This is a genomic window from Acinetobacter sp. WC-743 (assembly GCF_000335555.1).
Taxonomy (GTDB): Bacteria; Pseudomonadota; Gammaproteobacteria; order Pseudomonadales; family Moraxellaceae; genus Acinetobacter; species Acinetobacter bereziniae.
The window spans coordinates 25,444-51,590 of the sequence record NZ_AMFQ01000104.1; the positions used below are offsets into that span (position 1 = coordinate 25,444).

Sequence of the window (26,147 nt, forward strand, 5' to 3'; positions counted from 1 at the left end):
CATCCTTCTAAAAATCGTATTTTATGCCTGCGATTTAAATTTCATTCGGGTATAGATAAAAAATTGTAGTGTACCTATCAACAGCACCCCTGAAGCGAGTATGAATTGTTGATAATATGAAACACCCCAGTGTTGCAATGCGCTAAAACATAAACCACCAATCAGTTGAGTAATGGCAAATCCTAGCGTTGCGATACTCCATAAATTTTTATAGGCTGTATGATAAAGATTGAGAATCGTATAGGAGGTTAAGAACACCACAGCTGGATTGAGAAGCCCTGTAAAAAATGAGGAAATATAAGTAAAGATCGGATGAATAGAAAAGACTGCGACCAAAATTGCAACGACATAGATACTATATAATATTTTTAAGGCAGTAAAATTTCCAAATTTTCGTGCCAATAAGTAAGCACTGATCGCCCCCAAAGCACTGCCTGAACCATAAAGAATCCAGTTGAAATTAATCAGGTAGAGGTTGAGGTGTAAAGTGTTTTTTAGATAATCAATCCAAAATAATGAGTGTGGCACATAAGCAAAAGCACTACATGCATATACGATTAACACACTCAGATAAATACCATCCATCGAGCTGATAGAATTGTTTTGGGCACTTGTATGGTGTAAATAATCTTTAAACCCATGTAAAAGATAAGCATTTATTAGGCAAATCAGTGCTGAAAACCCAAACAAAATCATCCAAGCTGATTGGGTACTGATTTGATCTAGATAGGGTAAAAACAAGGTGGCTGAAAGTACACCAATCCCGATACCACTAAAACCAATAAAATTGATACTCAAGCGTTCATCAGCTCGACAACAATGCGCCACAATACTGGGTGCAAGAATCATGATTAAGCCACCACTAATGCCTGAGATGATTCGCCAGAACACATACCATAGTTCAGAAAAACCTGAAAATGCACAACTGAGTAAGCTGATTGCACCTGCACAGGATGCAAGTACAAGATAACGAGGCATATTGGCTGTGTGGGGAAGTTTCATCGACCAAAATGCACCGATGAGATAACCCAGTAAATTAGCACTCCCCAATATACTGGCAAAACTACTATCCCAGTGGTAGGCGAGTCGGGTAGTGGGCAATAATGCGGTATAGGAAAATCGCAATATACCAATCGCTAAACAGGTACTTAGACAAAGAAAGACACTCAATTGAAGTTTATTTGAAACAGTCCTGTTCACTTACATATCATCCATTTTTCACTCAATTCACCATAAGGCGAATTGAAAAAAATGACAATAAATAATCAATATTTAGTTTAAGAATAATCCATCAATTGGTAAAAAAGACAATACTGAGTCCAACTGAATGCCTTTAATACTCGAACTCTGGTTACAATAAAAATTAGGGTTGAATGAGGTTGGCATCGGCAGGGTCACCAATGGTGTAATAATGCCCACCTGCAACATGATGCAGACTTTTCCACTCAGCATCTACTTCATGATAATACCAGTGCCCATTGCGGAAAACTCGGTCGTCTGCATAAGCCGCGATTACCTTGCCAATAAATAAATCATGTTCCTGCTGATTGTGTGGTTCTGGGATCAATTCACAGATCAGCCAAGCCGCACAGCCTTCCACTGCGGGCAGATCAAAACCTTCAAACTTGAATAAGGGGGTCTCACAATGTGATAGTTTTTCTGGATCGTTAAATTGACTGATTGAACCCAGTTGTTGCACCAGTTTTAGTTGTTTTAAGGTGGGAACTTGTAAAATGAAATAGCCTGATTTTTCAATTAATAATCGTGTTTTTGTGCTTTTGTCTAAAACAACAGTTACTTTTGCAGGTACGAGCTCCAATGCACATGCCCATGCAGCAGCCATGACATTCTGCTCATGTTCATACTGCGCTGATACCAGTACGGTTGGCCCATGATTTAGCAGACGATATGCTTTTGAAAGCTCAACAGCTTGGAGATGTTGATTCATATTACAACCTATATTGGGGACTTATTCATTATTTGCACATACTTATATGAAATTCATATGAAGCAAATAAGATGATGTTTTTATTGTTGATTATGAGCAACAAAAAAATATCAGTTAAATCGCTAAAAGTGCTAAAGGCTATTGGATATTTCACAATAAGTTTATAATAAAACGATCAAAACTATTGGAACTCGAATGAACTATACGCTCATTTTGAATATTGTCATATTCATTGCCTTAATCATACTGTTAATGCAAACCAGAAAGACCGATTGGAGTCTGGCTAAAAAAGTGTTTGCAGGTTTGTGTTTGGGTGTTGTATTTGGGCTTGGATTACATTGGGTTTATGGTACAAATTCAGCGATTTTAACTGAATCTATTCAATGGTTTAACATTGTTGGTAATGGTTATGTGAAACTATTGCAGATGGTGGTAATGCCATTGGTTTTAGTTTCAATATTGAGTGCTGTGATCAAACTACATAACGCTTCATCACTGGGTAAAATTAGTCTTATCAGCATTGGTACATTGCTGATTACCACATTTATTGCAGCATTGGTTGGTGTTTTTGTCACCAATCTTTTTGGTTTAAGTGCGGCAGGTTTAGTACAAGGTACACAAGAAACAGCGCGACTTGAAGCAATTCAAACGGATTATATTGGTAAAGTCACTGACTTAAATGTGCCAGATTTCATTTTATCATTTTTGCCGACCAATCCATTTGCAGAATTGACGGGAGCTCACCCAACTTCAATTATTAGTGTGGTTATTTTTGCAACCTTATTGGGCTTGGCTGGTTTAAATCTCATTAGAGATGATGCTGAAAAAGGGCAACGTATTGTCACTGCAATTGATACTTTACAAGCTTGGGTCATGAAACTGGTTCGCTTGGTCATGACGCTTACGCCTTATGGTGTATTTGCATTAATTACAAAAGTGGTGGCAAGCTCGAATGCAGCGGATATCGTCAATCTAGGTGGTTTCCTTGTTGCTTCTTATCTGGGCTTAGCCATCATGTTTGGGGTACATGCACTGATCTTATTATTCACTGGTGTTAACCCGATTCGTTTCTTTAAAAAGGTTTTACCTGTACTGACTTTTGCTTTTACCAGTCGTTCAAGTGCAGCCAGTATTCCTTTAAATATTGAAGCACAAACACGCCGTTTAGGGATACCTGAGTCAATTGCCAGTTTTTCAGCATCGTTTGGTACGACCATCGGTCAAAATGGCTGTGCAGGTTTATATCCAGCAATGCTTGCGGTCATGGTTGCACCGACTGTCGGGATTAACCCACTTGATCCTGTTTGGATTTTGACTTTGGTCTGCGTGGTAACACTCAGTTCAATTGGTGTTGCAGGTGTCGGTGGTGGTGCAACTTTTGCAGCGCTGATTGTATTACCCATTATGGGGCTACCCGTCACTTTAGTGGCGTTGTTAATCTCAATAGAACCTTTGATTGATATGGGACGTACGGCTTTAAATGTCGATGGCTCAATGACTGCTGGTGTGGTAACCAGTCAATTGATGGGGCAGACAGACCAATCTATTTTACTTTCAGATGAGCAAGAAGATTTGCAACATAGCTGATCATTTTTCTCGATTGTCTGAGTTTTAAAAACACCTAAATTTTATTTAGGTGTTTTTTTATTTATTGATCCATCATTTCGTATATTTTATTGATTTTAAGCATATATTTTTTAGTTAATCGACTTTTTGATAAATTTGCTTTAAGAATTTTATTGATCTGCTGATGCTTTCTCTCAGCAAGCTTTGCAAGCAAATCAAAGCCGAGTAAAGGATCTGCAGCAACAAATACACTGAGTACGTATTCCAAACTTTTCTTCAATGTTTTAAAGGCTTCTGATTGATCTATTGTTTGATGATCAGACGGAAAAATATCGTTAAAAATTTGTTCACATAGATTTAAACAATATACAGTGTTAGCTGCGGTTGTTAAGAGAGGAGGGTGAGCAAGAGCGACTAAAATTCCTCTTTTTTCTAGCAGACTAGAATCAGGATATATCTGTTCGAACCAGTTTTTGATAGTTGAAAAATCTTGCTCCCCAATAATTTGGCACGCCATTGCTGCGGCTTCTCGAAGTCTCCAACGTGAATCATTCATCATGGTTTGATTTTGATTTAAAATGATTTTTTGATGAGTTGTGTCTTGAGAAAAATAACTCTGAGATAATCCGAGTAAAGCACTGAAAGGTAAAATTGTTTCGCGCGAATTACCGTCAGTTGATGTATTTAATAACTGCTCTAAAAATTCCCATAAGCTTTGAGATATTGAAATATTTGCAAAGCATCTGGCAAAGCTACTGCTCTAAAAATTCCCATAAGCTTTGAGATATTGAAATATTTGCAAAGCATCTGGCAAAGCTATAGCTCAGTTCTAAATTTGCGCGAGGTCCAGGTAAATTTGAGTGTGCTTTTAGATACACTTCGACTTGTTCGAATTTTGATTGATTCAAAAGTATGTTTAACTCATCTAAATAACGAGATTGCTTCATACATTTATCCCATATATGAAAGTTTAAATTTCTCAATACACTCAATGGATTCGATCAATTGCCTATACTGAAGAGGGGGATATACACATAAAATATAACTCCAATTTAATGCATTGATGCTTAGAAAGCAGTGATAAAGAATATGGAGTCATCGTCTCTTGTAAATTTATGGTGTTAATTTTAGAGTACGCTATCGCGATGCTTTATTACATTCTGCCAATTCTTTAGATTTTTTTGTCCAAATTTTACCCGCACTATTTTTGTAAAAATTAATTTTTCCAATACGGGAGACCAAGCTTTGACATGAGTCAAGCGATAGTTGATTGCCCCATGGACCAGTCATTCGACAAACAGAACCATCACATTTCCAAACCACATTTGGACCGTTTTCGATAGGAACGGTAACTTTTCCTTTATGTGTTGTTCCTGCAATCCAAGTGGTATTGGATGCACTTGCCCAAGGAGAAAAAAGTAAGCAACAGGTGATTACGATGCTTTTACACATTGTTTGGGGATTCTTCATTTGATTATTCTTCATTATTATTGCCTATTTATTGGGATAAAAATTATTCACCTGAAATACTATAATGAAAATGCTCGTTTTGTGAATGAAAAGTTTCATGAATTAAATATCTATATTCTGTATCCATTTTTATACTTAGATTGTATCTGTAATCATTTTTTTGCTTGACTTAGAATGTGTGAAAATAAGGAGTCTCTGTGATGAAAATGTACCAAGTTGATGCTTTTACACAACAATTATTTAAAGGAAATCCTGCGGCAGTTTTAGTTTTAGACGAATGGCTTGATCATGCCTTGATGCAGAATATTGCCTTAGAAAATAATTTGGCAGAAACGGCATTTGTAAAAAGAATCGACGATGAAAATTATCAGATTCGTTGGTTTACGCCAAAAGTTGAAGTGGACTTTTGTGGACATGCAACATTAGCATCAGCATTTGTTTTATTTAAAGACTATACGTCAGCAAAAACAATTCGTTTCCATGTGAAAGACTTAGGTATTTTTACCATTCAACAAGCCGATGATGGCAAGATTCAAATGAATTTTCCAATACGCAGACCGCAAAAAGTTACGGAATATCCTGAATTACTGAATCATGTGATTGATAAGCCTTTTAAAGAAGTTTATTTAAATGCTCAGGCTTATATTTTGGTCTGTGATTCGGCACAAGATGTGATTGATGCTCAAGCAAATTTGGTTAACATTACACGTATTGCAGAGGAATACAGTGTGAGTACAGCATTGACAGCAAGTTCGGGTGGTTTTGATGTGACCATCACTGCCGCTTCTGATCAATATGATTATGTTGCTCGCTATTTCGCTCCACACAAAGGAATCAATGAAGATCCTGTGACAGGGTCTATGCATACGGGTTTAGCGCCATTATGGGCTGAAAAATTAGCAAAAAATCAGTTAATCGGTTATCAGGCTTCTGAGCGTGGTGGAACATTATTTTGCACTCTTCAAGCAGATAATCGTATTGAAATTTCTGGTTATGCCCAGCTTTACATGCAAGCTGAGATCGTGATTTAAATAGACTGAATTGTATAGTCAATCTGTTGAAAAATTCATCCAGTTGAATATCATTTCTCTTGATCAATAAAATTAAAGCGATCAATATATTGTTTGATGATATAAAGCTTGCACTGCCACGCTTTAGCTCTAAAGTTTAAATTGTTTTGCGTAGGCGATACTTTACTTTTCAGAGATGAAAAGTAACAAAAATCTTCCGTTGAGCGAGGGGTACATCCTAATACCCCCGCTCAACATGGCGACATCCATGTCGCCTCGTGATAGCAAAACTGTTTATGATTCAAAAGTACAAAATAAATGAATCATCCAAATCACTTGTATGAATAATCAGGCGGTTTGACTATATTTATTCAGAAATGCTTACAAAAGCCGTTGAAATAAACGGCTATTTTTTCAAAACTTAACTATAAATTATGTTCAGAATTTTTTAAGATGTCTCACTTATAAATGTTTAAAATTTAAAAAATTCTGGATTCTTTTATGCTTATGCGGTTGAAAAAACTCACATTCTCTCTCTGTATTCTTGGTTTCAGTGCGTCGACATTGGCTCAAACTGTTCTGGTTAAATCTGATCATAATATTGAAGAATATAAGCTAGAGAATGGCTTTCGGGTTTTACTTGCGCCAAACGATAAAGAAAATAAAGTGTTTATGAACACCGTATATTTAACGGGTTCTTTAAATGATCCACAGGGTAAAGGTGGTTTGGCTCATTTACTTGAGCATTTGGCTTTTAAAGGCACGCAAGATGTGAAAGGTGAAGAGTTTCAACGCCGTTTAGATCAATACACGTTGATGACCAATGCCAGCACAGATTATTACTCAACCAAATATACCAATATTGTTCGCCCAGACCAAAATATCTTAAATGAAGTGATCTACTTAGAATCACAGCGTATGGATAAATTGGTACTCCAAGAAAAATTTGTTCCATCTGAAATTAATATTGTCATGCGTGAACGTGAAGTGCGCATGGATCAGCCTTTTGCTGTATTAATGGATCAGATGTGGAAAGCAGCTTATGGTAATCAATCTTTAGGACGTTTACCTATTGGTGACTTATCTGAACTGCAATCGATTAAAATGAGTGAATTAAATAAATTCTATAAAGATTGGTATGCACCGAATAATGCGGTCATGGTGATTTCAGGTAAATTTGATAAGGCAGAAGTTTTAAAAGCGATTGATAAAAATTTCAGCCCGATTTCTGCACGTCAAATCCCGCAACAGGCTCAAGTGCCATTATTAGATTCTGCAAAAATTAAAAATCGTGATTTCACTGTGAAAAAAGGCAGCGATCTTGCCAAATTCAATATTTATATGAATGGTAAGAATGAAAAAATTCAACCAGCACTCGCACTTGCTCCTTATCTCTATACTTTGCAACCGAGCGGTCATCTCTACTCAAGTATGGTAGAAACAGGTATTGCGACCAACGTTCAGTCAACAACATGGTTAGATGATGATTTTAATTTGGTGTTTATGGGGGCAATTTATGCACCGAATCATGACGCTAAGAAGATTGATCAATCCTTGATTTCTGGTGTGGAGCAGAACCCAAGCTTTAATGATGTCGAATTAAAACGCGTTAAAAACTTAATTCAGAATGCACACGATAACCTAATGAGCAGTGCAACTGCTGTAGGAGGCATGTTAAGTGACTATGTGGTGACTTCTCATGGTGATTGGGCGCAATATTTTAAAGATCAACAACGTATTCAAAATTTGACAGTGAATGAAACCAATTCAACTTTAAAGTCGTTCTTCACCCAACAGCATCGTTTCCATGGTGATATTCAACCTACACCAGAAGATCAGAAAAAAGCTTTAGAACAAAAACAAGCAACTGAAAAACCGAAAACACTTGATCAGCAGGCAGCAGCAGTTGAACCATTGAAAGATGTCAGTGTTTACCAAGCTGAAGTTGCTCAGTACGTTCAACAGTCAAAACAGTACTTAGAGGCGACAGAGAAAAAGATTCAACGCGGAACATTGAAGAATGGAATGCAATATGCTTTGTTCCCAACCTCGACACGTGATGATAAAACCTATGCGACCATTGAAGTGAATTTTGGTACAGCAGAGGCTTTAAAAAATAAATCGCAAATTTTAGATTTTATGGCTTATTTATTGTTGCGCGCATCCGAGCAATATAGCTTACAGAATATTGCAGATAAAACCATTGAGGCAGGCGGTGATGCAACTGCAGCGGCCATTGATAATGGGATAACCATTCAAATTTCAGCGAAAAAAGAAAAATTTGAAGATTTCTTCAAATATATTGTTTCTGTAATGAAAAATCCTAAATTTGAACAATCACAATTTGATCTGATTAAATTACAGAGTCTTTCGAGTTTAGACCGTCCCTATACTGAGCCAGAAACGGTTTCCTCTTTAACAATAGCGCGTCTATTGGAAACCTATCAACCAGGAGATTTGCGTTATCATTTTGAACCTGAATTGGCAAAACAGCAGATTCAGGCAGCGACCAATCAACAGGTGATTGACCTGTATAAAAAGTATTTTGCAATGGATCACGGCTTCATTTCTGTGACAGGACAATATGATGCCAAAGCTATGCAAAAGTTACTTAATCAACAGTTTGGAAATTGGACGGGTAAACAACCATACCAACGCTTATCGACTGAATTTAATACTTACAAAGCACAAAAAGTGCATGCACTGTCAGAACAACGTGAATTTGGTAGTTATCAGGCATTACAGACTTTACCTGTAGGTGTAGACAATAAAGATGCAGCCGCATTAATTGTGTTTAGTTATATTCTTGGCGATTCCCAGTTATCTTCTCGTTTAGGACAGGAATTGCGTGAGAAGAATGCCTTGGTTTACGGTTTTGGCAGTCAACTTAACTTAGATTCTTTCAATGATGCTGGAGCTTTATCGATCGAAGCCAATTACACCGCAGGAAAATCTGCTGAAGTATCACAAGTGGTTCGTAAGGTATTGCAGGATTTACTCACTACTGGCGTGACTAGTCAAGAGTTGGAAGCGGCAAAAGCCAATATTATGAAGCAGCGTGTAACCTCATTGGAAGATGAGCGGATCATTCATCGTATGCTTAACAGCCAACTTGAACGCAATAAAAAAATGGATAGTCGTGGTTTACGTGATCAAGAATTTGCCAAGCTGACTAAGGCTGATGTTGATGCTGCGATTAAAAAATATATTAAACCAGAGCAATTGGTTGAAGTCATGGCTGATCAATATGGGCAAGTTCAGAAAGGTATAAATTGATCGCCTAAATTAAAAATTAGTTTGAGTAAAGTATAGGGTCTGTTCACAGACCCTATACTTATATGGTTTTTGATTTATAAATTCGAAGAATAATGAAAAAAGAGTGAAAACAATGTCAATGATCGGCAATTTATTGAGTATTTCAACGCAACAATTAGAAGACTTTATTCAGTCACCAAATTTACTTGAAGCTTATGTTTATGGTGATCAAAAAGATCAACAATCACAAACTTTGGATTTGGATAAGACATGGCATGCCATTCATTTTATCTTAAATGGTGATGCTTATGGAGGACAAGGTCCTTTAGCAATGGTGTTTTTCGGTGGTAAAGAGATTGGTGAGGATTTAGGAATCGGTCCAGCCAGATATTTAACAGCGGAACAAGTGAAGCAAGTTGCGAACGCAGTAGAGCAGGTCAGTGATCATCAGTTTTCAGAGCAATATGATATTGAAGCCTTGGACCAAGCTGATATTTATCCAAATATGTGGGATGAAGACAGTGAGGAAGGGTTACAGTATATTTTGCCGTATTTTCAAGACTTAAAACAATTCTATCAAGAAGCGGCACTCAGAAATCAGGCTGTGTTGATTTATATTCATTAATCATTAAAAAACCGAGGCGTTGACCTCGGTTTATCATTTTAATCTTTAACGATTAAAACTCATTTTTCAACAAATGCACGTTCGATTACGTAGTCGCCCAATACACCCATTTTTGGTGATTCTTTAAGACCATGTTGATCCAATAGTGCCACAACGTCATCAAGGAATGCTGGGCTGCCGCATAACATTGCACGGTCAGTTTCTGGATTAAAACGTGGTAAACCGATTTTTTCAAATAAAGCGCCCGTTTCAATTGCAGTCGTTACACGACCTTGTGTATGAAAGTCTTCACGCGTTACTGTTGGGTAGTAAACCAATTTATCTTTGATGCCTAATTCTTCAAAGAACTCATTGTTTGGAAGTTCATTGAGAATAAGATCTTGATATGCCAATTCAGAAATAAAACGTGTTCCGTGGACAACAATCACTTTTTCAAAGCGTTCGTAAGTTTCAGGGTCACGAATGGTTGATAAGAATGGTGCAAGTCCAGTCCCAGAAGAAAGAAGGTAAAGATTCTTACCTGGATTTAAATCGTCAAGGACTAAAGTTCCAGTCGGTTTTTTCGAAACCAAGATTTCATCGCCAACTTTTACTTTTTGTAAAATAGACGTCAAAGGACCATCAGGTACTTTGATTGAGAAAAACTCTAATTCTTCTTCGTAGTTAGCGCTAGCAATCGAATATGCGCGCATTAAAGGCTTACCATTGACTTCAAGACCAATCATCACAAATTGACCATTTTTAAAACGTAATGCAGTATCACGTGTGGTCTTAAAACTGAATAAAGTGTCATTCCAGTGGTGTACGTGAGTAATCTTTTCGACGTTGAAAGCAGCCATTAAAGGTCTCAATAAATTATCAAATTAGAACAGCTTGCTATTCTAATCTAAAATCATTCTCGATAAACTGAATATATTTAATTGAGCTTATCAGAAAAAATGATTATGACGGAGTTGAGTCTTCCAATTATTGGTATTATGCGTTCACCTTATGTGGAAAAATTTGGGATTCCTCGGCAACCGAATTTGGTTCAGGTCGAATCTTTTATTGAAATGCTCGCCCCTTATAATGTTATGGAGGCATTTGAAGGAATTGAAGCATTTAGTCATTTATGGCTGATCTGGCAGTTTCATGACAATAAAAATCAGCAACAACAGGATAAATTTCGACCCCAAGTCCGTCCGCCACGATTAGGTGGCAATAAGAAAATAGGGATATTTGCTACACGCAGTATGTATCGTCCAGCACCTGTTGGATTGTCGGTTGTTCAACTTAAACAGGTCAAAAAAGTGGGCAATACTGTGCGTGTTTATGTGACAGGAAGTGACTTATTAGACGGTACACCCATTTTAGATATCAAACCTTATATCCAGTATTCTGACGCTGTGTTGGATGCGCAAAGTGGTTATGCACAAGATCGACCTATTGTTAAACAAGTACGTTGGTCAGAACATGCATGTCAATCTAGAACAGGTTTATTACAACAGGCAAAAATTGATCAGCAATATATTGCTGAACTTGAGTCAGTATTGGCATTGGATCCACGTCCAGCCTATCAAGACGATGCGCAAAGAATTTATGGGATGCGTTTTGGACAGACGAATATTAAATTTAGCTGTAGTGATGAAGCAATTGTTATCCAAGAAATCATGCTCTATGAGCAGACTTAAACACTATGAATAGAGCAAAAAATGATGAGAGTTTTTAAGGTATTACTCGTCAAAAAGGAATTTCTCAATTTATGCTATCACTCATTGAGCATTTGGCTTTACTGGGAGTGTCTTACTGCAATGTACTTATTTGAGCAAAGTCGAGTAAGTCTTGCTGAGATTGCTGTAAAATACGTTGTTTTTCTGATGCGATCCATCCCAAAGCAAACCAAACTTGTGGTTGTGTATTGACCAGCTTTGTTAAAAGCTCTTCTGCTACAATAAAATCATTGTATAGACCTAAACTCTCTTGAGCCGGTTTTATTGATTTTAAGTATTTTTTTACAGCTTTTTTATCACATAAGGATGAAACAAATTCTAGGCTATAGCGCAAACGCTTTAAATTTTTACGTGTTTTGTGTCGTGCTTCTATGTCTAGGTTTAAGTAGTTTTGAGCGTCTAATTGAATTTTTTGATGTAATTTACTGATTTTCTTTAATGCTAATTTGTGTGCTGAGGTTTTTGTTTTTTCAGTCGAATCTTGTTCGATGAATTGAATCAATGAAAGAATTAAATAGTTAAAATTAAATGACCTAAATAGTTTAGTTAATTTCTGTCTATCTGTAGTTTCTGATTCAGGCAACTTAAATTTTGGAGCACCTACCGCTTCTAGCTGAGGTAAGAGTTCTTCACGAATCACATCTAAATCTCGTGTTGAACCAAGCTGTCTAAACAATTCTGTTAATTGCGTTTGCCAGGTTGGGTCAATATGCAAAGACCAACCAGAAAAGGTTTTAATTGCACTACGTAAACGGCGGATAGCGACACGTGCCTGATGGACATGCTTGGAGTTAAAGTTACCCGAAGCAATCGCCGTGCTGTTGGGAAGCAAATGATTAAGGCAGTTATTGAACATCTTTTTTAACACTATTTCAGCTGTGTCTTTTGCATCTAGCTGTAAAGATGTTTGAAATTCTACAGGATTGTCTTGGATGCTTTGTGCCACTTGAAAACCTTGTTGTGCTTTGCTTCTGACATCCAACCACAAGCCATAGCGTTTCACACGGGGCAATATAAAAGAAATCAGATCTTGTACTGTGCCTTGTTTAAGTTCAAATTCAAGTTCATGCAAAGTTAAACGATTATCTTGGGTAAAAATTTGTCCTTGGTCATAACTGACTTCAATTTGACTATTTTGAAAATGGAAAACGCTTAATCTTCTTTCAATGTCTGTTTGAAACTGAATTTCAAGCAAACTTTTATTTTGTTCTAATAATGCTTGAATACTTTTAGCAATCTGTTTGTTTTTTAAATAAACTTCAAGATCTAACTCAGTTTCATTTGTTGCTAAAACATGTTCAAACTCAGCACGTTTAAGCTTTTGTTCCGTTGGAAGTTTCAGAGTTTGCACCCATTGATCATTTTCAAGCCGTTGACGAAGCGAAATAGAATGTTTTGATAATATAAAAGATGGAGTGTCGTAATACTTTGCTTGTAGATGTAAGCTGCGATCATTTTTTCTTTGAAATGCTTTAATGAGAGCATCTTGCTTTTCTTGCGGAATCTGGAATTTTAATTCGATTTCAAACATCTTAATCTTCTCATTTTCGCTAGTATCAAAATGATTCTAATCTGATCAATCGTATTTTTGAGAATTTTTAAAAAATGATTACAAATCAAATGCTCAGTTGAAGATTTATACTGTGTTTTATTCTTGGTTGAAATATGTAAAGAGATGATTTTTATTTTAAAAATCATCTCTTTACAGTTATTATTTTAAGAATTTACGACTGACTAAGAACTGCTCCGTGGCTTCGAGTAATTTTTCAGCATATACCTCTTGCTTGGCAGTCAGCCATCCTAAAGCAAACCAATCGCTTGCGTCTAAGTCAGTTTGTTGTAAATAAGAAGAGGAGGATGCCAATACTTGATATTGCTCACAGGCTTGTTGAGCATCGTTCAAAGATTTACCGTATTTCTGCAAATTTTTAACATCATAGATCTGGGTTAAAATTGGAAAACTAAACTTCAGTTCATTTAAATGCTGTGCCAATGCTTCAAGACTTTCAAGATCCGAAAGATCAGCACCATTCAAACTCTCTTGGAGCTGTTTGTACTGATGTTGCAGAGTATTTTGTGCAAACCATTTCAAATCATGTGCTTGGGACTTTTCTGATTGCCCCAAACTAAACATTAATAATTCTAGGTAGTGTTGAACATTTTGAGTAGATTTGACGAGATTAATTAACTTTTCATTGGCATATAAAATGTCTTTATCTAGGCTCTCAGCCGTTTTTGGATTTTGTAGTAAAGCCCCTAACGTGCGTTGCATATGTTCAAAATGTTGTAAATTTTTAAAATGACTCTCAAAAGCGGAAAGTTGGTGTGCCCATTTTTCTGTTTTGCTGTCTGTCCAATCTTTAAATAATGATAAGGTTAAATGGAGGTGGTGGAGGGCAGTTTGAGCTTGAAGAATATGTTCAGGTTCAGCGACTTGTGCGGAAATTGCGGCAATATTAGGTAGTAAATGTTGTAGTTGATTGGCAATCAGCCCACGTAAGTTTTTATCAGCAGTGTCTTTCTTATTTAAATGAGGCTCTTTTGCAAGTGTTGCGGAACTAACTTTGTGACCAAGCAGCAACAGGTTTCCAAATTCAGCTTTACTGCGGACATCTAACCAAAGTTGGTATTTTTTAACCCATTCAAAGCTAAAAGCTAAAAGTGATTGAATTGAACCGCTTTTTAATTCAAATTCAACTTCATGAATGTCTTGCTTTGCTGTTTCAGTTCTGACTTCACCGATATCTAAACTGATTTCAATTTCAGCATCTTCAAAAGTGATTACTCGGGTGGTGCGCTGAATATCAGTTTCGAACTGTAATTGTAAGTCTTGGATTTTATCACCTAAAGCATTTTTAAGTATGGCGAGTACTTCAGGCTTATTTTCGTAAATTTTGAGATCTAAACTTGGTGTTTCTGATCGTTCACCTAAATCAATATTGTCTTCAAAGCGTTCTAAATGATTTTTGGTTGCCGCTTTTAAAGTCTGTATCCAGCGTGTGCCTTCTAAACGTTGGCGAAGTGCAGCGCCTTGTTGAGAAAGTTGACGATCAGGGGTATCGTAGTATTTTGCTTGTAGGTGAATGATCTCAGATTTTTTAGGGTCTATTGCTTTGAGTATTGCATTGCGACGAGCTTCGGAAATTTGAAACTTTAATTCAACTTCAAGCATGTGAAAATCCTAAAAATGATCGTGTTGATTGAAGACTTAACTTTTTCTTCATGTTTAATTCGACATTGTAACGCAAAATTGCTGGTAAAATGCTGATGGAACGTATCCTTTCCACAAGAATGCACAATTAACACACTATATTTAATTTGGCTTTTAATGCAGCATAAAATAAACTAAGCTGACTAAAAATAAAACAGGATGATTGAACATGAATGCCCAAGTAGAGCCTAAATCGGAATTAGAGCAATACCCTAAATTTGAACTTCCAATTAAAAACTATTCAGAGTTTTATCGTTTTTATCTAACAGAACACCGCAACATTATGAGTCGCCGTTTACATGCAGCGGGAAGTAGCATTGGTATTTATTTCTTTACTCAAGCAATTCGCCAACGTAAAGTCAAATACGTGCTATATGGATTAGTTTCAGGTTATGCCTGTGCTTGGGTGGGACATTTCGTTTTCGAAAAAAATAAGCCTGCCAGCTTTAAGCAACCTTTATATAGCTTTATTTCAGATTGGCGTATGCTCTCCGATATTTTACGAGGCAATCTAAGTTTGAAAGATCGCCGTTTTGATAAAATTGACAGTTGATTCATGTCACTTCTTGAGCTTACTTTCATAAGAGTGCCAATATAGATTTTGTTAGATTAAAAAACTTTAGCGTAGATTAAACATACAATAAACTCAGATCTATGATGTGTAAACTGACCTGAAACAGTGACATAACATTGATCTGAGCATTTCATCGAAGAATAGCCAGCACAAGCCAGCTAAACTAAAAAAGAAATGGCAATGTTATTTTAGGCTGTTGTATTCAGCTTATTCGGTTAATTGTTTCAAAAAACATAAACACTTGTAAAACATCAGTATAGCTTCTGATCTTATTATTCATTAAAGTACAAATTGAAAAGTGTATTATGAATCGAGTAACTCATGCGCGGTCTTTATCTCATCACCAATGATGATCCAATTGAACTTTTATTAGCAAAACTAGAAGGTGCAATGGCAACCTATGAGGTTGCTGTTCTGCAATATCGTCGCAAGAAAGTGCCAAAACAAGATCAGGACTATGAAATTGAGTACATGAAATCCATGTGCGCACAATACAAAGTACCTTTTGTGATAAATGACGATCTAGACGCTGCGATAAAATATGGTGTGGGTGTACACTTAGGTCAAGGTGATGGTTCAATTGTTGAAGCAGTAGCTCGTTTACCGAAAGGGGTCCTCGTAGGGCGAAGCTGTAACAATTCGATCGAACTTGCCGAACAAGCAATTGCAGATGGTGCAAACTATGTTGCTTTTGGGGCAATCTACGCGACAGATACTAAACCAGAAGCTGGAAATATTGGTCTCGATACCTTAAAACAAGCCAAAGCTAAATTTGAGGTACCAATCTGTGCGATAGGTGGTTTGACTGTTGAAAATTCAGCACCTGTGATCGAAGTCGGTGCCGACCTTTGTGCGGTAATTAGTGATATATTAGGACGCACTTTATCTGGTGTCACTGTACGTACCCAAGAATGGGCAGATTTATTTACTGCTCACAAAGCCTAAGCTTATCTTTTTGTAATTTGTTTTTTTAGTCGAGTAATCTCATGACGTTATCTGCCAAGCAAGAACAATTGTTTAAACAAGCCAGTAAACATATTCCGGGGGGCGTGAACTCTCCCGTACGTGCGTTTAATGGCGTCGGTGGTACGCCAATATTCATCGAAAAGGCCAAAGGGGCTTATTTGTATGATGTCGATGGTAAGCGTTATGTAGATTACGTTGGTTCTTGGGGTCCGATGATTTTGGGGCATGCACACCCTGATATTATCCAAGCTGTCCAAGAAGCAGCCGTTGATGGTTTAAGTTTTGGTGCACCCACTGTTCATGAAACCACACTTGCAGATTTAATTTGTGAAATCATGCCATCCATTGAATTAGTTCGTATGACCAATTCTGGTACAGAAGCGACCATGACCGCTATTCGATTAGCACGTGGCTATACTGGACGTGACATGATTGTTAAATTTGAAGGTTGCTATCACGGACATTCAGACTCGCTCTTGGTAAAAGCAGGTTCGGGGATGTTGACCATGGGTGAACCAACCTCAAAAGGAGTACCTGCGGACTTTGCCAAGCATACTGTCACTTTGCCATATAACGATATTGAGGCAGTTAAAGCGTGTTTTGCGAAGTATGGTCATGAAATCGCAGGTGTAATTGTTGAACCTGTAGCAGGGAATATGAATCTGGTTAAGCCCGTAAAAGGCTTTTTAGAAACTATCCGCGAACAATGTGATCAATATCAATCTGTATTTATCATTGATGAAGTCATGACGGGTTTCCGTGTTGCGCTTGGTGGTGCTCAGGCGTATTACAATGTAAAACCAGACTTAACCACTTTGGGTAAAATTATTGGTGCTGGTTTACCTGTAGGTGCATTTGGTGGTAAACGTGAAATTATGGAATGTATTGCACCTTTAGGTGGTGTTTATCAAGCAGGTACTTTGTCGGGTAATCCATTGGCAATGCGCGCGGGCGTAAAAATGTTTGAAACACTTCGCCAAGCCAACTTCTATACGGATTTAACAGCAAAACTAGATAAATTACTGCAAGGCTTGCAAGCTGCTGCTGATGAAGCTGGGATTCCATTCTTTACCCAACAAGCAGGCGGATTATTTGGAATTTACTTTACAGATCAAACAGAAATCACCAGTTTTGATCATATTTTGAAATGTGATATTGATGCATTCCGTAAGTTTTTCCACGGCATGTTAAATCGAGGTGTAAATCTTGCACCTTCAGCATTTGAAGCTGGATTTATCTCTGCTGCACATAGTGATGAAGATATTGCCTTTACCCTACAAGCAGCCAAAGAAACCTTTGCTGAAATGAAGCGATAACTTAATTTACCCCATGTAGATTGCGGTAATAAATGAGCAGAATGAGCAGTCATTTTTAGTGAAGCTTCATTTAGAATAAAAGCCTATAGCCTTTGTACTATGGGCTTTTTTTTAATTTTAAATACGATAATTATGGACGAAAAGATGCAAACTAAACATTATTTAACGCTATCTGATGCAGAATTTTTATTGGACAAAGCACAACAATACGCTGTAGAACACCACTTTAATGTCAGTATAGCTATTGTCGATGAAACAGGAAATTTATTGGCAATGAAGCGGATGGATGGTGCATCGGCAATGTCAGCAAATTTTTGTCAAGAAAAAGCCAAATGCTCAGCACTGAGTCGTAGACCTTCTAGCGCTTATGAAAACATGATCAAAAATGGTCAATTCGGATTTTTATCCATGAATGCAGGTTTAGGTATGCTAGAGGGCGGAGAACCGATTTTATATCAAGATCATGTGGTGGGTGCGGTAGGTATATCAGGAGTAAAATCATTTGAAGATGCTGAAATTGCTCGACATGCCATTCAAGCCTTTCTTGCACAATTTGATTGAAACTCGATGCTTGAGTGAATGATGAGATTAAAGTGGCATTTGGAAATACCACTTTAATCCTGTTCAATCATAAACGATAGAATTGTTTAGCATTATGATGAAAGACTTTTTCAAGTGCATTTTCATCATATTGCATCACAATATCACTAAAAGCATCAATGATATTGACGAGGCTGGTATTCACCCGATCCATTGGGAAGTTGGAAGCAAACATGACTCGATATGTTCCAAAACTTTCTAAAGCATGCAAAATAAGTGGGGCAACAAGATCAATAATTTGCTGTTTCGATGCCAATTGTTTATTTTTATAAAATTGGTGCCCGAGGACAGGCATAAATAGCCCCGACATTTTTGTATACACATTTGGAAGAGTAGATAATTCTGCGATGTCTTCCTGCCATTGATAAAAGATGTTTTCCCGTGCTGTTTTAGACAATCCGGTATTTTGACCCACCTTGCCAAATAATCCTGCTGGTGTTCCCAAATGATCTAAAACGATGGAGGTTTCAGGAAAAATTTTTGCAAGTTCAATCACATCTGCAATTTGCTGAGAATATACCCATGCATCAAAGCTAAGGTTATGTTGAGCCAGTTGTTCAAAGCCTTTTAAAAATTTCTTTTGGGTATACAAGTGTGGTGTGTCTGTCCAATTATGCACACCTTTATCTTCATGGAAGGCAGCCATACGCCGTATACCACGTAATCGTTTAGATGCTTTTTGATGCAGTTTTAAAATTTTCTTAAAATTGCTATCACAAGGGTCAGCGGTAGCAACAATACCACCCAGTTTCACTGTATCTTCATTAAATGGTAAGGACTCAATAAATTCTGTTTCACCGACTACACCTTTACCTTTATGCTTTGCCCAACTTGCCTCGATATGAACAACCTGTTCAACGGCATAGTGCTGTAGATCATTTTTATAATCCTGTGGCAAATAAGGGCGTGTAATATGCTCGGTCAACCCAACAGTCTCAATCAAATCTTTGGGTTTAACCAAACGAACCATTTTATCTAACAGAAAAGGGCGCTGACCTAAAAGCTTCACAGCAAAAGCAGCTGCATGAGGCGTGCTATACGGATCCCACTGATGAATATGTGGATCAATGAGTGGAAAATTAAGTGTATGCATATAACGTCCAAATTGTTATTTATTATGCACATACCATACAATATTTTTATAAAACATGAATATTATTTGTTCGTAAATATTGCATTAGAAATATAGATGATTAGCGATTTTGACGTATTAATTTTATCAAGAAGAAGGATTTAGCCTCTAATATACAGAGGCTAGCGTCATATTTTTCTGAAACAAGTGATCAACTAAAACCATCAATGCTGATGATCATGTCCATCGTGATCATGTTTGTGCGTATGAAAATCTTCATCTTTTCGGAAACGCAGATAGTTTTCAAATTGCTCACAATATTCATCATAATTGTCTTCAAGCATCATTTGAAATTGCTGTAATACATAAGACATAACTTGTTCTTTTGCATCACGCATTTCATTGCCATCTTTGAAATTATTGGCAGCAACCCAAGTGTTAAAACGAGCAGTCGCAAACAACATCGCAGCACTGACTTGACCACGAAGCTCTTCAGGCTTTGCTTGTTTTCCCTTGACTGGGCGACAGAATTCATTGGCTTGTTTGATAAACTCATCTGCACGCTCAAAAAAAACAGCATTTAAAGCTTCTTCTTCAGTGATATCAGTCGCGTTGATTTTTTGAGACATGGTTTTTCCACATTAGGTATTTCATTGGTGAGCTATTATAGGCAATCCAGTGTTTAAACGAAACGCTTTACTTCATCCGTATCAGATTGGGGAAAATAACTTTCGAAATTTTCCTGATACTCGTCAAGATGGTCTTCAAGCATCAATTTAAATTGTTCGGTGTAATAATCTAGGATCACTTGTCGATCAGCTTTAAAGTCTGGTGCATTTTGATAAGAGCAAGCTGCATGCCAAACACTATAGCGAGCATTAGCGTACATAAAAGAGGCACTGACACTGCCTGGATTTGCGCTGAGATGAGAGACTTGATGATCAGCATCAGCGAATTGATTGGCAAGTGCTATAAACTCATCAGCACGTTCGTAAAAACTTTCATCTGAGTCAACTTGTTCAGTTTCTTCAAAAAAATCATTATTTTCAGACATAAGCTTTCCTATTCACAAGCTTGTTTCATTGCGATAACTATAGCATACTCAAAATAGCCTAAGCATAATAAATACTTCAGGAGCAGGTCATGCAAGATGCGATTGCTGTACAAAGTTTAAAAAGTGATATTGCATTATTACGCCAAAATATTTGGCCGCCGACGGAGCTTGCACATGTTGAAGGATTACCAATTTATTATGCACCACAAACACAAGTAGAGCATTACTATAAACAATGGCTTGGATTGATTGAACGGGCACAGGCACTCTATCAACCCTTTATGGAAGATGAGGTTTTAGATGCGATTCATTTACCGAGTCATTTAAACTTACCCCTGTTCTTCTTTCATGTGGATCGAATTCGTATCAATAAAACTCGTGCTAAAGAGTCTAAAACCTTTCGTGGTATTGCTGCTTTGATTGAAAAATGCGGGCAATTTGAGCCAAGTCAAATCAGTAAAATGACCCAATGGCTGGACAGTGATGATACGGCTGCCTTAGTTGCGCATCGTGAGTTTATTGATTTGCGTACTTATATTTTTCAACATGGGCAAAGCGAATACACCAGAACTCGATTTTATGTGAATGGGTTGGTGCTTGGTACTGAGCAAGGTTTTGAGTTGGTTGATGCCCGTGAAAAACCACGTAAACAACGCAATGACAGCTATGCCGATCCTTTGGCGGATAATCAAGTCTGGAAAGTTTTTGGAAAATATCGTTAATTAATGATGAGACGTTTCGATTTTTTTAAATTAAGTAAAAATTAAGCCCTGACGAAATCATTGTTTAATCAGGGCTATTCTTTTACAACTTTGTTTTATTTTACAGCATCAATTGCTTGGCTTGCTGTGGTATTAAACAAAGTACATTCAGATTTTAAACCATTGAGATAAGCTTGTTGTATTTGAGCATTGATACTGTATTTCCCAAACTGGTTCACAGCATCTTGATAATCTTGCTCATACTGCTGAATTTTATCTGTCAGGACTTCATAGTCACCAACAGTATAATAAGCGGCTTGATAATAGTCTGAGCCAATTTTAGCGACAGCAGCGATATGTCTGTTCGGTTGAATATCACGAGATAAATCTAAGCTAAAATTGCCCAGTTTCGCTTGAATATAACCATTTTGAAAATATTTTGACGGGTTATAACCTATGATAGGATCATTAGAATAAAGATCAGCAAAAGTAGTATTGGTTGAAGAAGATATTGATCTTAAACACGTTGAACCTGTTGGAAAAGTTTTGCCTTGTAGCTTTTTGACGTAATAAGCAGGATATGGTCCCATTGCATCGCTTAATGCACTGTTTGAACCAGCAAAATGATCAAAACCATTGATATATGGGCTAATTAATTTACCCGTTAGATTAACAGTTTCAAATTTTTCAGTTAATTCCAATTGCTTGTAGTTGCGTGTTGAATAGGGTGTAAATGTCCAAACAGTTGCTGATTTCGATTTAAGCGTGGCATTTTGATAGCCCAAATCTGTTTTACTCTTAGTTGCATCATACAATCCATCAGATGCTAAATATTGGCTTAAAAGATCGGATGCAGTGAACTGGGTTGAGCCATCTACCTTATATTCACCATCGATATACATTTGCTTATTTCTAAAGCTAAATTTTACTTTGTTAAACAAATAAGCATCATCAAGCGAACCGCCAGTTTCATAGCTAAACCACTCCGACTCATTGTTGCTGATATAATCCCCAGCATCTGAATCTCCTCCACATGCAGTCAAAAATAATGAAGAAATAATGGCAAAAGAAAGTAATTTAATTTTCATGAATTATTCCAAATTATAAAATATTAAAAATTTATGTGTATAAAAGTTCACGTTGTCATGATATTGAAACCTATTATTTTTTCAATACTTATTTTAAGCCCAGTATTTTCTCGGTCTTTTATCAATTTTAGTCGTGTCATTTTTTTAATCGATCATTTCAGTGTGTAGGTTTTTAGATGAATCAACATGACCATGATGTATGATTTATATTGATATTTAAAGTTATAACTTACTTTATAAGAGAAAGGCGAGTTATTGATGTTGAATCATTATTTTAAAAAGGATTTATAAAAGCAGTCGAATTTTGAAGACCCCATATAAAAATCACAATAAAGATCAGCATGTGTAAAATTTGAATTGGAGCAAAAACAAGTGCGTAGCGTCCGCCACCACTGATCAAAGCATTTATTGATTTCGCTACTGCATGTGCAGCTAAACCTAACAGGAATGCAAGTGATAACACAGCGTTACTTGGTTCACCTTGAATGACAATGGTTGCTAATGCACCATGAATTTCAAAAAGTGACGCAAGAAGTGTACCTGCAATAAGCCCTGCATCACCCAATAACAAGTTTAAACCATAAACACCTGCTTGAATTAAGGTTAAAGACCCTGCAATAATCGCAGCCTCTTTAAGACTAAACATGCGGCTATCAGTAGATTTGTTCGCTTCGATCGGTTGCGTATTACGCATGAGCCATAATGCAAAAATAACCAAAACGGTGATTGCAAGGAGGCTGGGTAAAACAATCACTTTAAACCAAGAAATACTTACACCAATGACAATAATCATTAATTGCAATAGTGTCGCTACACATGACATGAGTGCAGCACCAGCATTGGCTTTTGCATCAGCACGTCCGTTACGGACTTCTAATCCTAAACTGGCAACCGTTGCCGTACTGGATACAAAGCCCGATGCTAGAGAAGACAGAAGCAAAGCATTTTTTGTGGACAATAATCGTTTGGCAATATGTGCCAGTGCTTGCACAGCCAGAATTAAAGTAAGTAACTTTAAAATTACATAGGGATTAAGAACTGAACCCCACAATGGTTTATTCGGGGTAAGAGGAAGTGCAATCAGTAGTAATGCCAGCAGAAAGATTCCATCTCTAAATTCAGATTCGGTGATCCATTTTCCTGCAATACCATGCATAGAATGTTTGGTCATCAACAAGATTGTCAAAATGACAGATAAACCCGCAGCAAATGGTATATTCCACAGACACATTCCACCAATAAAGTAGGTCAGAATAAAGGCGATTTCAGTCGTAACCCCAGGATCATCGGTCTGATTTTTAATTGAGTATGCTACAACTGCGCCTGTGATTAGTGCACCCACGATGCCAAAATAGGGACCAAATAAAAAGCATACAGCGCCAAAGATTGAACAAATCGCAAATGATCTTAAACCTGCAAAACTACGTTGATTTTCACGTTGTTTGCTGCGTTCACGTTCTAATCCGATCAATAAACCGCAACCTAAAGCAGCCGCAATAATCGTAAATAAATCATGATAAGAATTGAAATCGAATGACATTGTTGGAATTAAATTCATAGCGCTCCCCCTAGAACCATGAATAGATTGTCTAATTTCAATGTAGCGTAAAGTATTCCTAAATCAAAAGCTTATTTTTGGCTTATCTATAATATACCGGTCAATTGAAAAAATTCAGCAAATACAAAAGTTAATTTTGTTATAGTAAACTGTGTTTTGGGGATATAACAATGCAATTTAATTTCGAAATCGATACAGCTTGGTGTTTAGAACAATTATTAAAAGACGGTCGAATTACTGAACGTGAAAAATTATTGGTACAGACGACGCATCGGCAACGTGATCAATTAAAATGGCATCCCTTACAGTGGATCGCAAATTTTAAGTTGGTTGATGCTCAAGACTCGGTAAAAAGACTGACACTAACTGTATTGACTGAATGGTTGGCTGAAAAAGCCCAATTGAATTTATTTACCATTGATCCATTAAAAGCAGATGTCACGTCTTTGACCAGTGTCATGTCTCAAGAGTTTGCATTGAGAAATAAAATTTTGGCTGTAGAAGTCAATGCAGATCGAATTTTGATTGGTACGGCACAGCCTTTTATGACCGATTGGGTTCATAATTTAGAACGCAGCCTCAGCCCAAAAAAAATTGAAAAAGTGGTGTTAAATCCAGAACAATTACAGCGTTATCTTACTGAGTATTACCAAGTCAGCAGAGCTGTGAGTAATTCACAAAAATCGAGTGCATATGATAAGGAAAATAAAGGCGTAGAAGCACTGTTACAATTGGGAGATACGCAAAATCCGGATGCCAATGATCAACACATTGTTAAATTGGTAGATTGGGTTTTACAGTTTGCCTTTGAGCAAGGTGCCAGCGATATTCATTTGGAACCACGAAAGGAAAAGGGCAAAATTCGTTTTCGTATCGATGGTGTTTTACATACCATTTATAACATGCCTGCCAATACCTTAACCGCAGTTATTTCACGAATTAAAATCTTAGGACGGATGAATGTTGCAGAAAAGCGAAAACCACAAGATGGTCGTCTAAAAACTCGTACTCCGAAAGGGCAAGAAACTGAATTACGCCTCTCAACATTACCCACTGCATTTGGTGAAAAGTTGGTGATGCGTATTTTTGACCCAGAAGTTTTGGTACGTAGTTTTCAACAATTGGGATTTGATGAACATCTATTGGCACAATGGCAGGGTTTAACTCAACACAGTCACGGGATCATTTTGGTCACTGGACCCACAGGTTCGGGTAAAACAACCACACTGTATTCATCGTTAAAGCAATTGGCTACTGAAGAGGTCAATGTCTGTACCATTGAGGACCCGATCGAAATGTTGGAGCCGAGCTTTAACCAGATGCAAGTGAATCAAGGGATTGAATTAGGTTTTGCAGATGGTATTCGCGCGCTAATGCGACAAGACCCAGACATTATTATGGTCGGAGAAATTCGTGATCAAGACACTGCAAATATGGCAATTCAAGCTGCTTTGACTGGTCATTTGGTGCTTTCAACTTTGCATACCAATGATGCACCATCAAGTTTGACCCGTTTGCATGATCTAGGTGTACAACCATTCTTAACAGCCGCAACAATTCTGGGCGTGCTTGCTCAACGTTTGGTGCGAAAGCTATGTCCACATTGTAAACAAGAAACTTTTATCAATGAGCAAGAATGGAAACATTTAACCTTTGGTTATCAAACCAAAACACCTGATTTTATTTTTAAAGCGGTTGGTTGTGAAGAATGTCGCCAAACGGGGTATAAAGGTCGTGTTGGTATTTATGAGTTTATGCCGATCAGCTTAGAGGCAAAACAGCGTATCAGCGCCAATGCAACCTTAGATGATCTTAGAATGCAAGCCAAGAAAGAAGGGATTGAACCCTTAAGAATAGCAGGCGCGCGTAAAGTTTTAGAGGGTGTAACGACTTTAGAGGAAGTGTTAAGAGTGGTACCTTTGAATTAATTCTTAGCTTTGCATCAAAAAATTGGAAATGAAGATATCCTAAGATTCACCTCATGTTGATTTGTTTTAATGGCTTTATTGAAACGATCAACATTGATGAGGTCAACGATGAAACTAATTTCTAAAACATTGCTTGCAATCAGCTTAATTGGTGCAACTTCTTTTGCTTCAGCAAATACAGCAGTGAATCAGTCTGCGTTAACACCCAGTTTAACCACTGTGAAAAATGCATTAACCCTAAAAGATGATACAAAAGTACAGTTACGTGGCAATGTGGTAAAAGCGATTGGTGATGAAAAATATCAATTCCGTGATAACACTGGAACAATCACGGTCGATATTGATGATGAATTATGGCAAGGTAAACCGATTGCCCCAAATACTACAGTTACTTTAATCGGTGAAGTTGATATCGACTACAAGCCAACCAAGCGAGTCGAAATTGATGTTGATGCAGTGAATTTTTAATGCTTTCGTTTAAAATCACTTATTTTTG

Annotated in this window: 25 protein-coding genes; 12 read left to right on the forward strand and 13 right to left on the reverse strand. The window is 37.2% G+C overall.

What is annotated here, in order from left to right; translation table 11 throughout:
* Positions 1-21: 21 nt before the first annotated feature.
* Positions 22-1,200, reverse strand: coding sequence for a YbfB/YjiJ family MFS transporter (locus ACINWC743_RS16455; RefSeq protein ID WP_035301314.1), 1,179 nt, complete (start codon positions 1,198-1,200; stop codon positions 22-24).
* 163 nt (positions 1,201-1,363) lie between these two features.
* Positions 1,364-1,948 carry a flavin reductase family protein gene (locus ACINWC743_RS16460; RefSeq protein ID WP_009586234.1) on the reverse strand — a complete coding sequence of 195 codons (585 nt, stop codon included), beginning with the start codon at positions 1,946-1,948 and terminating at the stop codon, positions 1,364-1,366.
* 195 nt (positions 1,949-2,143) lie between these two features.
* Between ACINWC743_RS16460 and ACINWC743_RS16465 the strand changes: the two genes are divergently transcribed.
* On the forward strand, positions 2,144-3,535 hold the full coding sequence (locus tag ACINWC743_RS16465; protein WP_009586231.1) for an L-cystine transporter: 1,392 nt from the start codon (positions 2,144-2,146) through the stop codon (positions 3,533-3,535).
* 61 nt (positions 3,536-3,596) lie between these two features.
* On the opposite strand, the gene ACINWC743_RS24915 is transcribed toward ACINWC743_RS16465, so the two are convergent.
* The 3 genes from ACINWC743_RS24915 to ACINWC743_RS16475 all read right to left on the reverse strand — a co-directional run bounded on the left by ACINWC743_RS24915 (position 3,597) and on the right by ACINWC743_RS16475 (position 4,966).
* A complete protein-coding gene (locus ACINWC743_RS24915) occupies positions 3,597-4,070 on the reverse strand; it encodes a hypothetical protein (protein ID WP_227561222.1) in 474 nt (157 codons plus the stop codon).
* A 196-nt stretch (positions 4,071-4,266) separates the two neighbouring features.
* Positions 4,267-4,461: a hypothetical protein gene (locus tag ACINWC743_RS24920; RefSeq protein ID WP_009586213.1), complete on the reverse strand. Its 195-nt coding sequence runs from the start codon at positions 4,459-4,461 to the stop codon at positions 4,267-4,269.
* Positions 4,462-4,651: 190 nt separating this feature from the next.
* Positions 4,652-4,966 (reverse strand): hypothetical protein, encoded by a 315-nt coding sequence (locus ACINWC743_RS16475; protein ID WP_035301323.1) that lies wholly within the window; start codon positions 4,964-4,966, stop codon positions 4,652-4,654.
* Between the two features lie 218 nt (positions 4,967-5,184).
* Between ACINWC743_RS16475 and ACINWC743_RS16480 the strand changes: the two genes are divergently transcribed.
* From ACINWC743_RS16480 to ACINWC743_RS16490, 3 genes are all read left to right on the forward strand, one after another.
* Positions 5,185-6,015 carry a PhzF family phenazine biosynthesis protein gene (locus ACINWC743_RS16480; RefSeq protein ID WP_009586238.1) on the forward strand — a complete coding sequence of 277 codons (831 nt, stop codon included), beginning with the start codon at positions 5,185-5,187 and terminating at the stop codon, positions 6,013-6,015.
* 480 nt (positions 6,016-6,495) lie between these two features.
* Positions 6,496-9,270: a M16 family metallopeptidase gene (locus ACINWC743_RS16485; RefSeq protein WP_009586218.1), complete on the forward strand. Its 2,775-nt coding sequence runs from the start codon at positions 6,496-6,498 to the stop codon at positions 9,268-9,270.
* A 112-nt stretch (positions 9,271-9,382) separates the two neighbouring features.
* Positions 9,383-9,874: a YfbM family protein gene (locus ACINWC743_RS16490; RefSeq protein WP_009586237.1), complete on the forward strand. Its 492-nt coding sequence runs from the start codon at positions 9,383-9,385 to the stop codon at positions 9,872-9,874.
* Positions 9,875-9,933: 59 nt separating this feature from the next.
* Here ACINWC743_RS16490 and ACINWC743_RS16495 read toward each other — a convergent pair whose 3' ends face one another.
* Positions 9,934-10,713 (reverse strand): ferredoxin--NADP reductase, encoded by a 780-nt coding sequence (locus ACINWC743_RS16495; RefSeq protein WP_004831549.1) that lies wholly within the window; start codon positions 10,711-10,713, stop codon positions 9,934-9,936.
* Positions 10,714-10,812: 99 nt separating this feature from the next.
* On the opposite strand from ACINWC743_RS16495, the gene tsaA reads away from it, so the two are divergent.
* Positions 10,813-11,544 (forward strand): tRNA (N6-threonylcarbamoyladenosine(37)-N6)-methyltransferase TrmO, encoded by a 732-nt coding sequence (tsaA, locus tag ACINWC743_RS16500; protein ID WP_009586230.1) that lies wholly within the window; start codon positions 10,813-10,815, stop codon positions 11,542-11,544.
* A 112-nt stretch (positions 11,545-11,656) separates the two neighbouring features.
* Here the strand turns inward: tsaA and ACINWC743_RS16505 are convergent, their stop codons facing one another.
* Together ACINWC743_RS16505 and ACINWC743_RS16510 are read right to left on the reverse strand one after the other, a co-directional pair.
* Positions 11,657-13,114 (reverse strand): CYTH and CHAD domain-containing protein, encoded by a 1,458-nt coding sequence (locus ACINWC743_RS16505; protein WP_009586201.1) that lies wholly within the window; start codon positions 13,112-13,114, stop codon positions 11,657-11,659.
* A 180-nt stretch (positions 13,115-13,294) separates the two neighbouring features.
* A complete protein-coding gene (locus tag ACINWC743_RS16510; RefSeq protein WP_005030091.1) occupies positions 13,295-14,755 on the reverse strand; it encodes a CYTH domain-containing protein in 1,461 nt (486 codons plus the stop codon).
* Between the two features lie 208 nt (positions 14,756-14,963).
* Between ACINWC743_RS16510 and ACINWC743_RS16515 the strand changes: the two genes are divergently transcribed.
* The 4 genes from ACINWC743_RS16515 (at position 14,964) to ACINWC743_RS16530 (ending at position 18,211) form a co-directional block, all read left to right on the forward strand.
* Positions 14,964-15,347 carry a DUF962 domain-containing protein gene (locus ACINWC743_RS16515; protein ID WP_009586198.1) on the forward strand — a complete coding sequence of 128 codons (384 nt, stop codon included), beginning with the start codon at positions 14,964-14,966 and terminating at the stop codon, positions 15,345-15,347.
* Positions 15,348-15,689: 342 nt separating this feature from the next.
* Positions 15,690-16,313: a thiamine phosphate synthase gene (thiE, locus tag ACINWC743_RS16520; protein ID WP_009586219.1), complete on the forward strand. Its 624-nt coding sequence runs from the start codon at positions 15,690-15,692 to the stop codon at positions 16,311-16,313.
* A 41-nt stretch (positions 16,314-16,354) separates the two neighbouring features.
* Positions 16,355-17,650 (forward strand): glutamate-1-semialdehyde 2,1-aminomutase, encoded by a 1,296-nt coding sequence (hemL, locus tag ACINWC743_RS16525; RefSeq protein WP_005030087.1) that lies wholly within the window; start codon positions 16,355-16,357, stop codon positions 17,648-17,650.
* 144 nt (positions 17,651-17,794) lie between these two features.
* Entirely contained in the window at positions 17,795-18,211 is a 417-nt protein-coding gene (locus ACINWC743_RS16530; protein ID WP_009586229.1) for a GlcG/HbpS family heme-binding protein, read from the forward strand.
* A 67-nt stretch (positions 18,212-18,278) separates the two neighbouring features.
* On the opposite strand, the gene ACINWC743_RS16535 is transcribed toward ACINWC743_RS16530, so the two are convergent.
* The 3 genes from ACINWC743_RS16535 to ACINWC743_RS16545 all read right to left on the reverse strand — a co-directional run bounded on the left by ACINWC743_RS16535 (position 18,279) and on the right by ACINWC743_RS16545 (position 20,376).
* Positions 18,279-19,343, reverse strand: coding sequence for an amidohydrolase family protein (locus ACINWC743_RS16535; protein ID WP_005030082.1), 1,065 nt, complete (start codon positions 19,341-19,343; stop codon positions 18,279-18,281).
* A gap of 203 nt (positions 19,344-19,546) precedes the next feature.
* Positions 19,547-19,951, reverse strand: a complete 405-nt coding sequence (locus ACINWC743_RS16540) for a DUF3144 domain-containing protein (protein ID WP_004831536.1) — start codon at positions 19,949-19,951, stop codon at positions 19,547-19,549.
* A 53-nt stretch (positions 19,952-20,004) separates the two neighbouring features.
* A complete protein-coding gene (locus tag ACINWC743_RS16545) occupies positions 20,005-20,376 on the reverse strand; it encodes a DUF3144 domain-containing protein (protein ID WP_004831535.1) in 372 nt (123 codons plus the stop codon).
* An 89-nt stretch (positions 20,377-20,465) separates the two neighbouring features.
* Between ACINWC743_RS16545 and ACINWC743_RS16550 the strand changes: the two genes are divergently transcribed.
* Positions 20,466-21,098 carry a hypothetical protein gene (locus tag ACINWC743_RS16550; protein ID WP_009586224.1) on the forward strand — a complete coding sequence of 211 codons (633 nt, stop codon included), beginning with the start codon at positions 20,466-20,468 and terminating at the stop codon, positions 21,096-21,098.
* Positions 21,099-21,193: 95 nt separating this feature from the next.
* Here the strand turns inward: ACINWC743_RS16550 and ACINWC743_RS16555 are convergent, their stop codons facing one another.
* Both ACINWC743_RS16555 and ACINWC743_RS16560 read right to left on the reverse strand, forming a co-directional pair.
* On the reverse strand, positions 21,194-22,165 hold the full coding sequence (locus tag ACINWC743_RS16555) for a hypothetical protein (RefSeq protein ID WP_009586227.1): 972 nt from the start codon (positions 22,163-22,165) through the stop codon (positions 21,194-21,196).
* A gap of 274 nt (positions 22,166-22,439) precedes the next feature.
* A complete protein-coding gene (locus ACINWC743_RS16560) occupies positions 22,440-23,723 on the reverse strand; it encodes an MgtC/SapB family protein (protein ID WP_004831531.1) in 1,284 nt (427 codons plus the stop codon).
* Positions 23,724-23,893: 170 nt separating this feature from the next.
* On the opposite strand from ACINWC743_RS16560, the gene ACINWC743_RS16565 reads away from it, so the two are divergent.
* Together ACINWC743_RS16565 and ACINWC743_RS16570 are read left to right on the forward strand one after the other, a co-directional pair.
* On the forward strand, positions 23,894-25,651 hold the full coding sequence (locus ACINWC743_RS16565; protein WP_009586235.1) for a GspE/PulE family protein: 1,758 nt from the start codon (positions 23,894-23,896) through the stop codon (positions 25,649-25,651).
* A gap of 108 nt (positions 25,652-25,759) precedes the next feature.
* Positions 25,760-26,119, forward strand: coding sequence for a NirD/YgiW/YdeI family stress tolerance protein (locus ACINWC743_RS16570; RefSeq protein ID WP_009586228.1), 360 nt, complete (start codon positions 25,760-25,762; stop codon positions 26,117-26,119).
* The last annotated feature ends 28 nt before the right edge of the window (positions 26,120-26,147 follow it).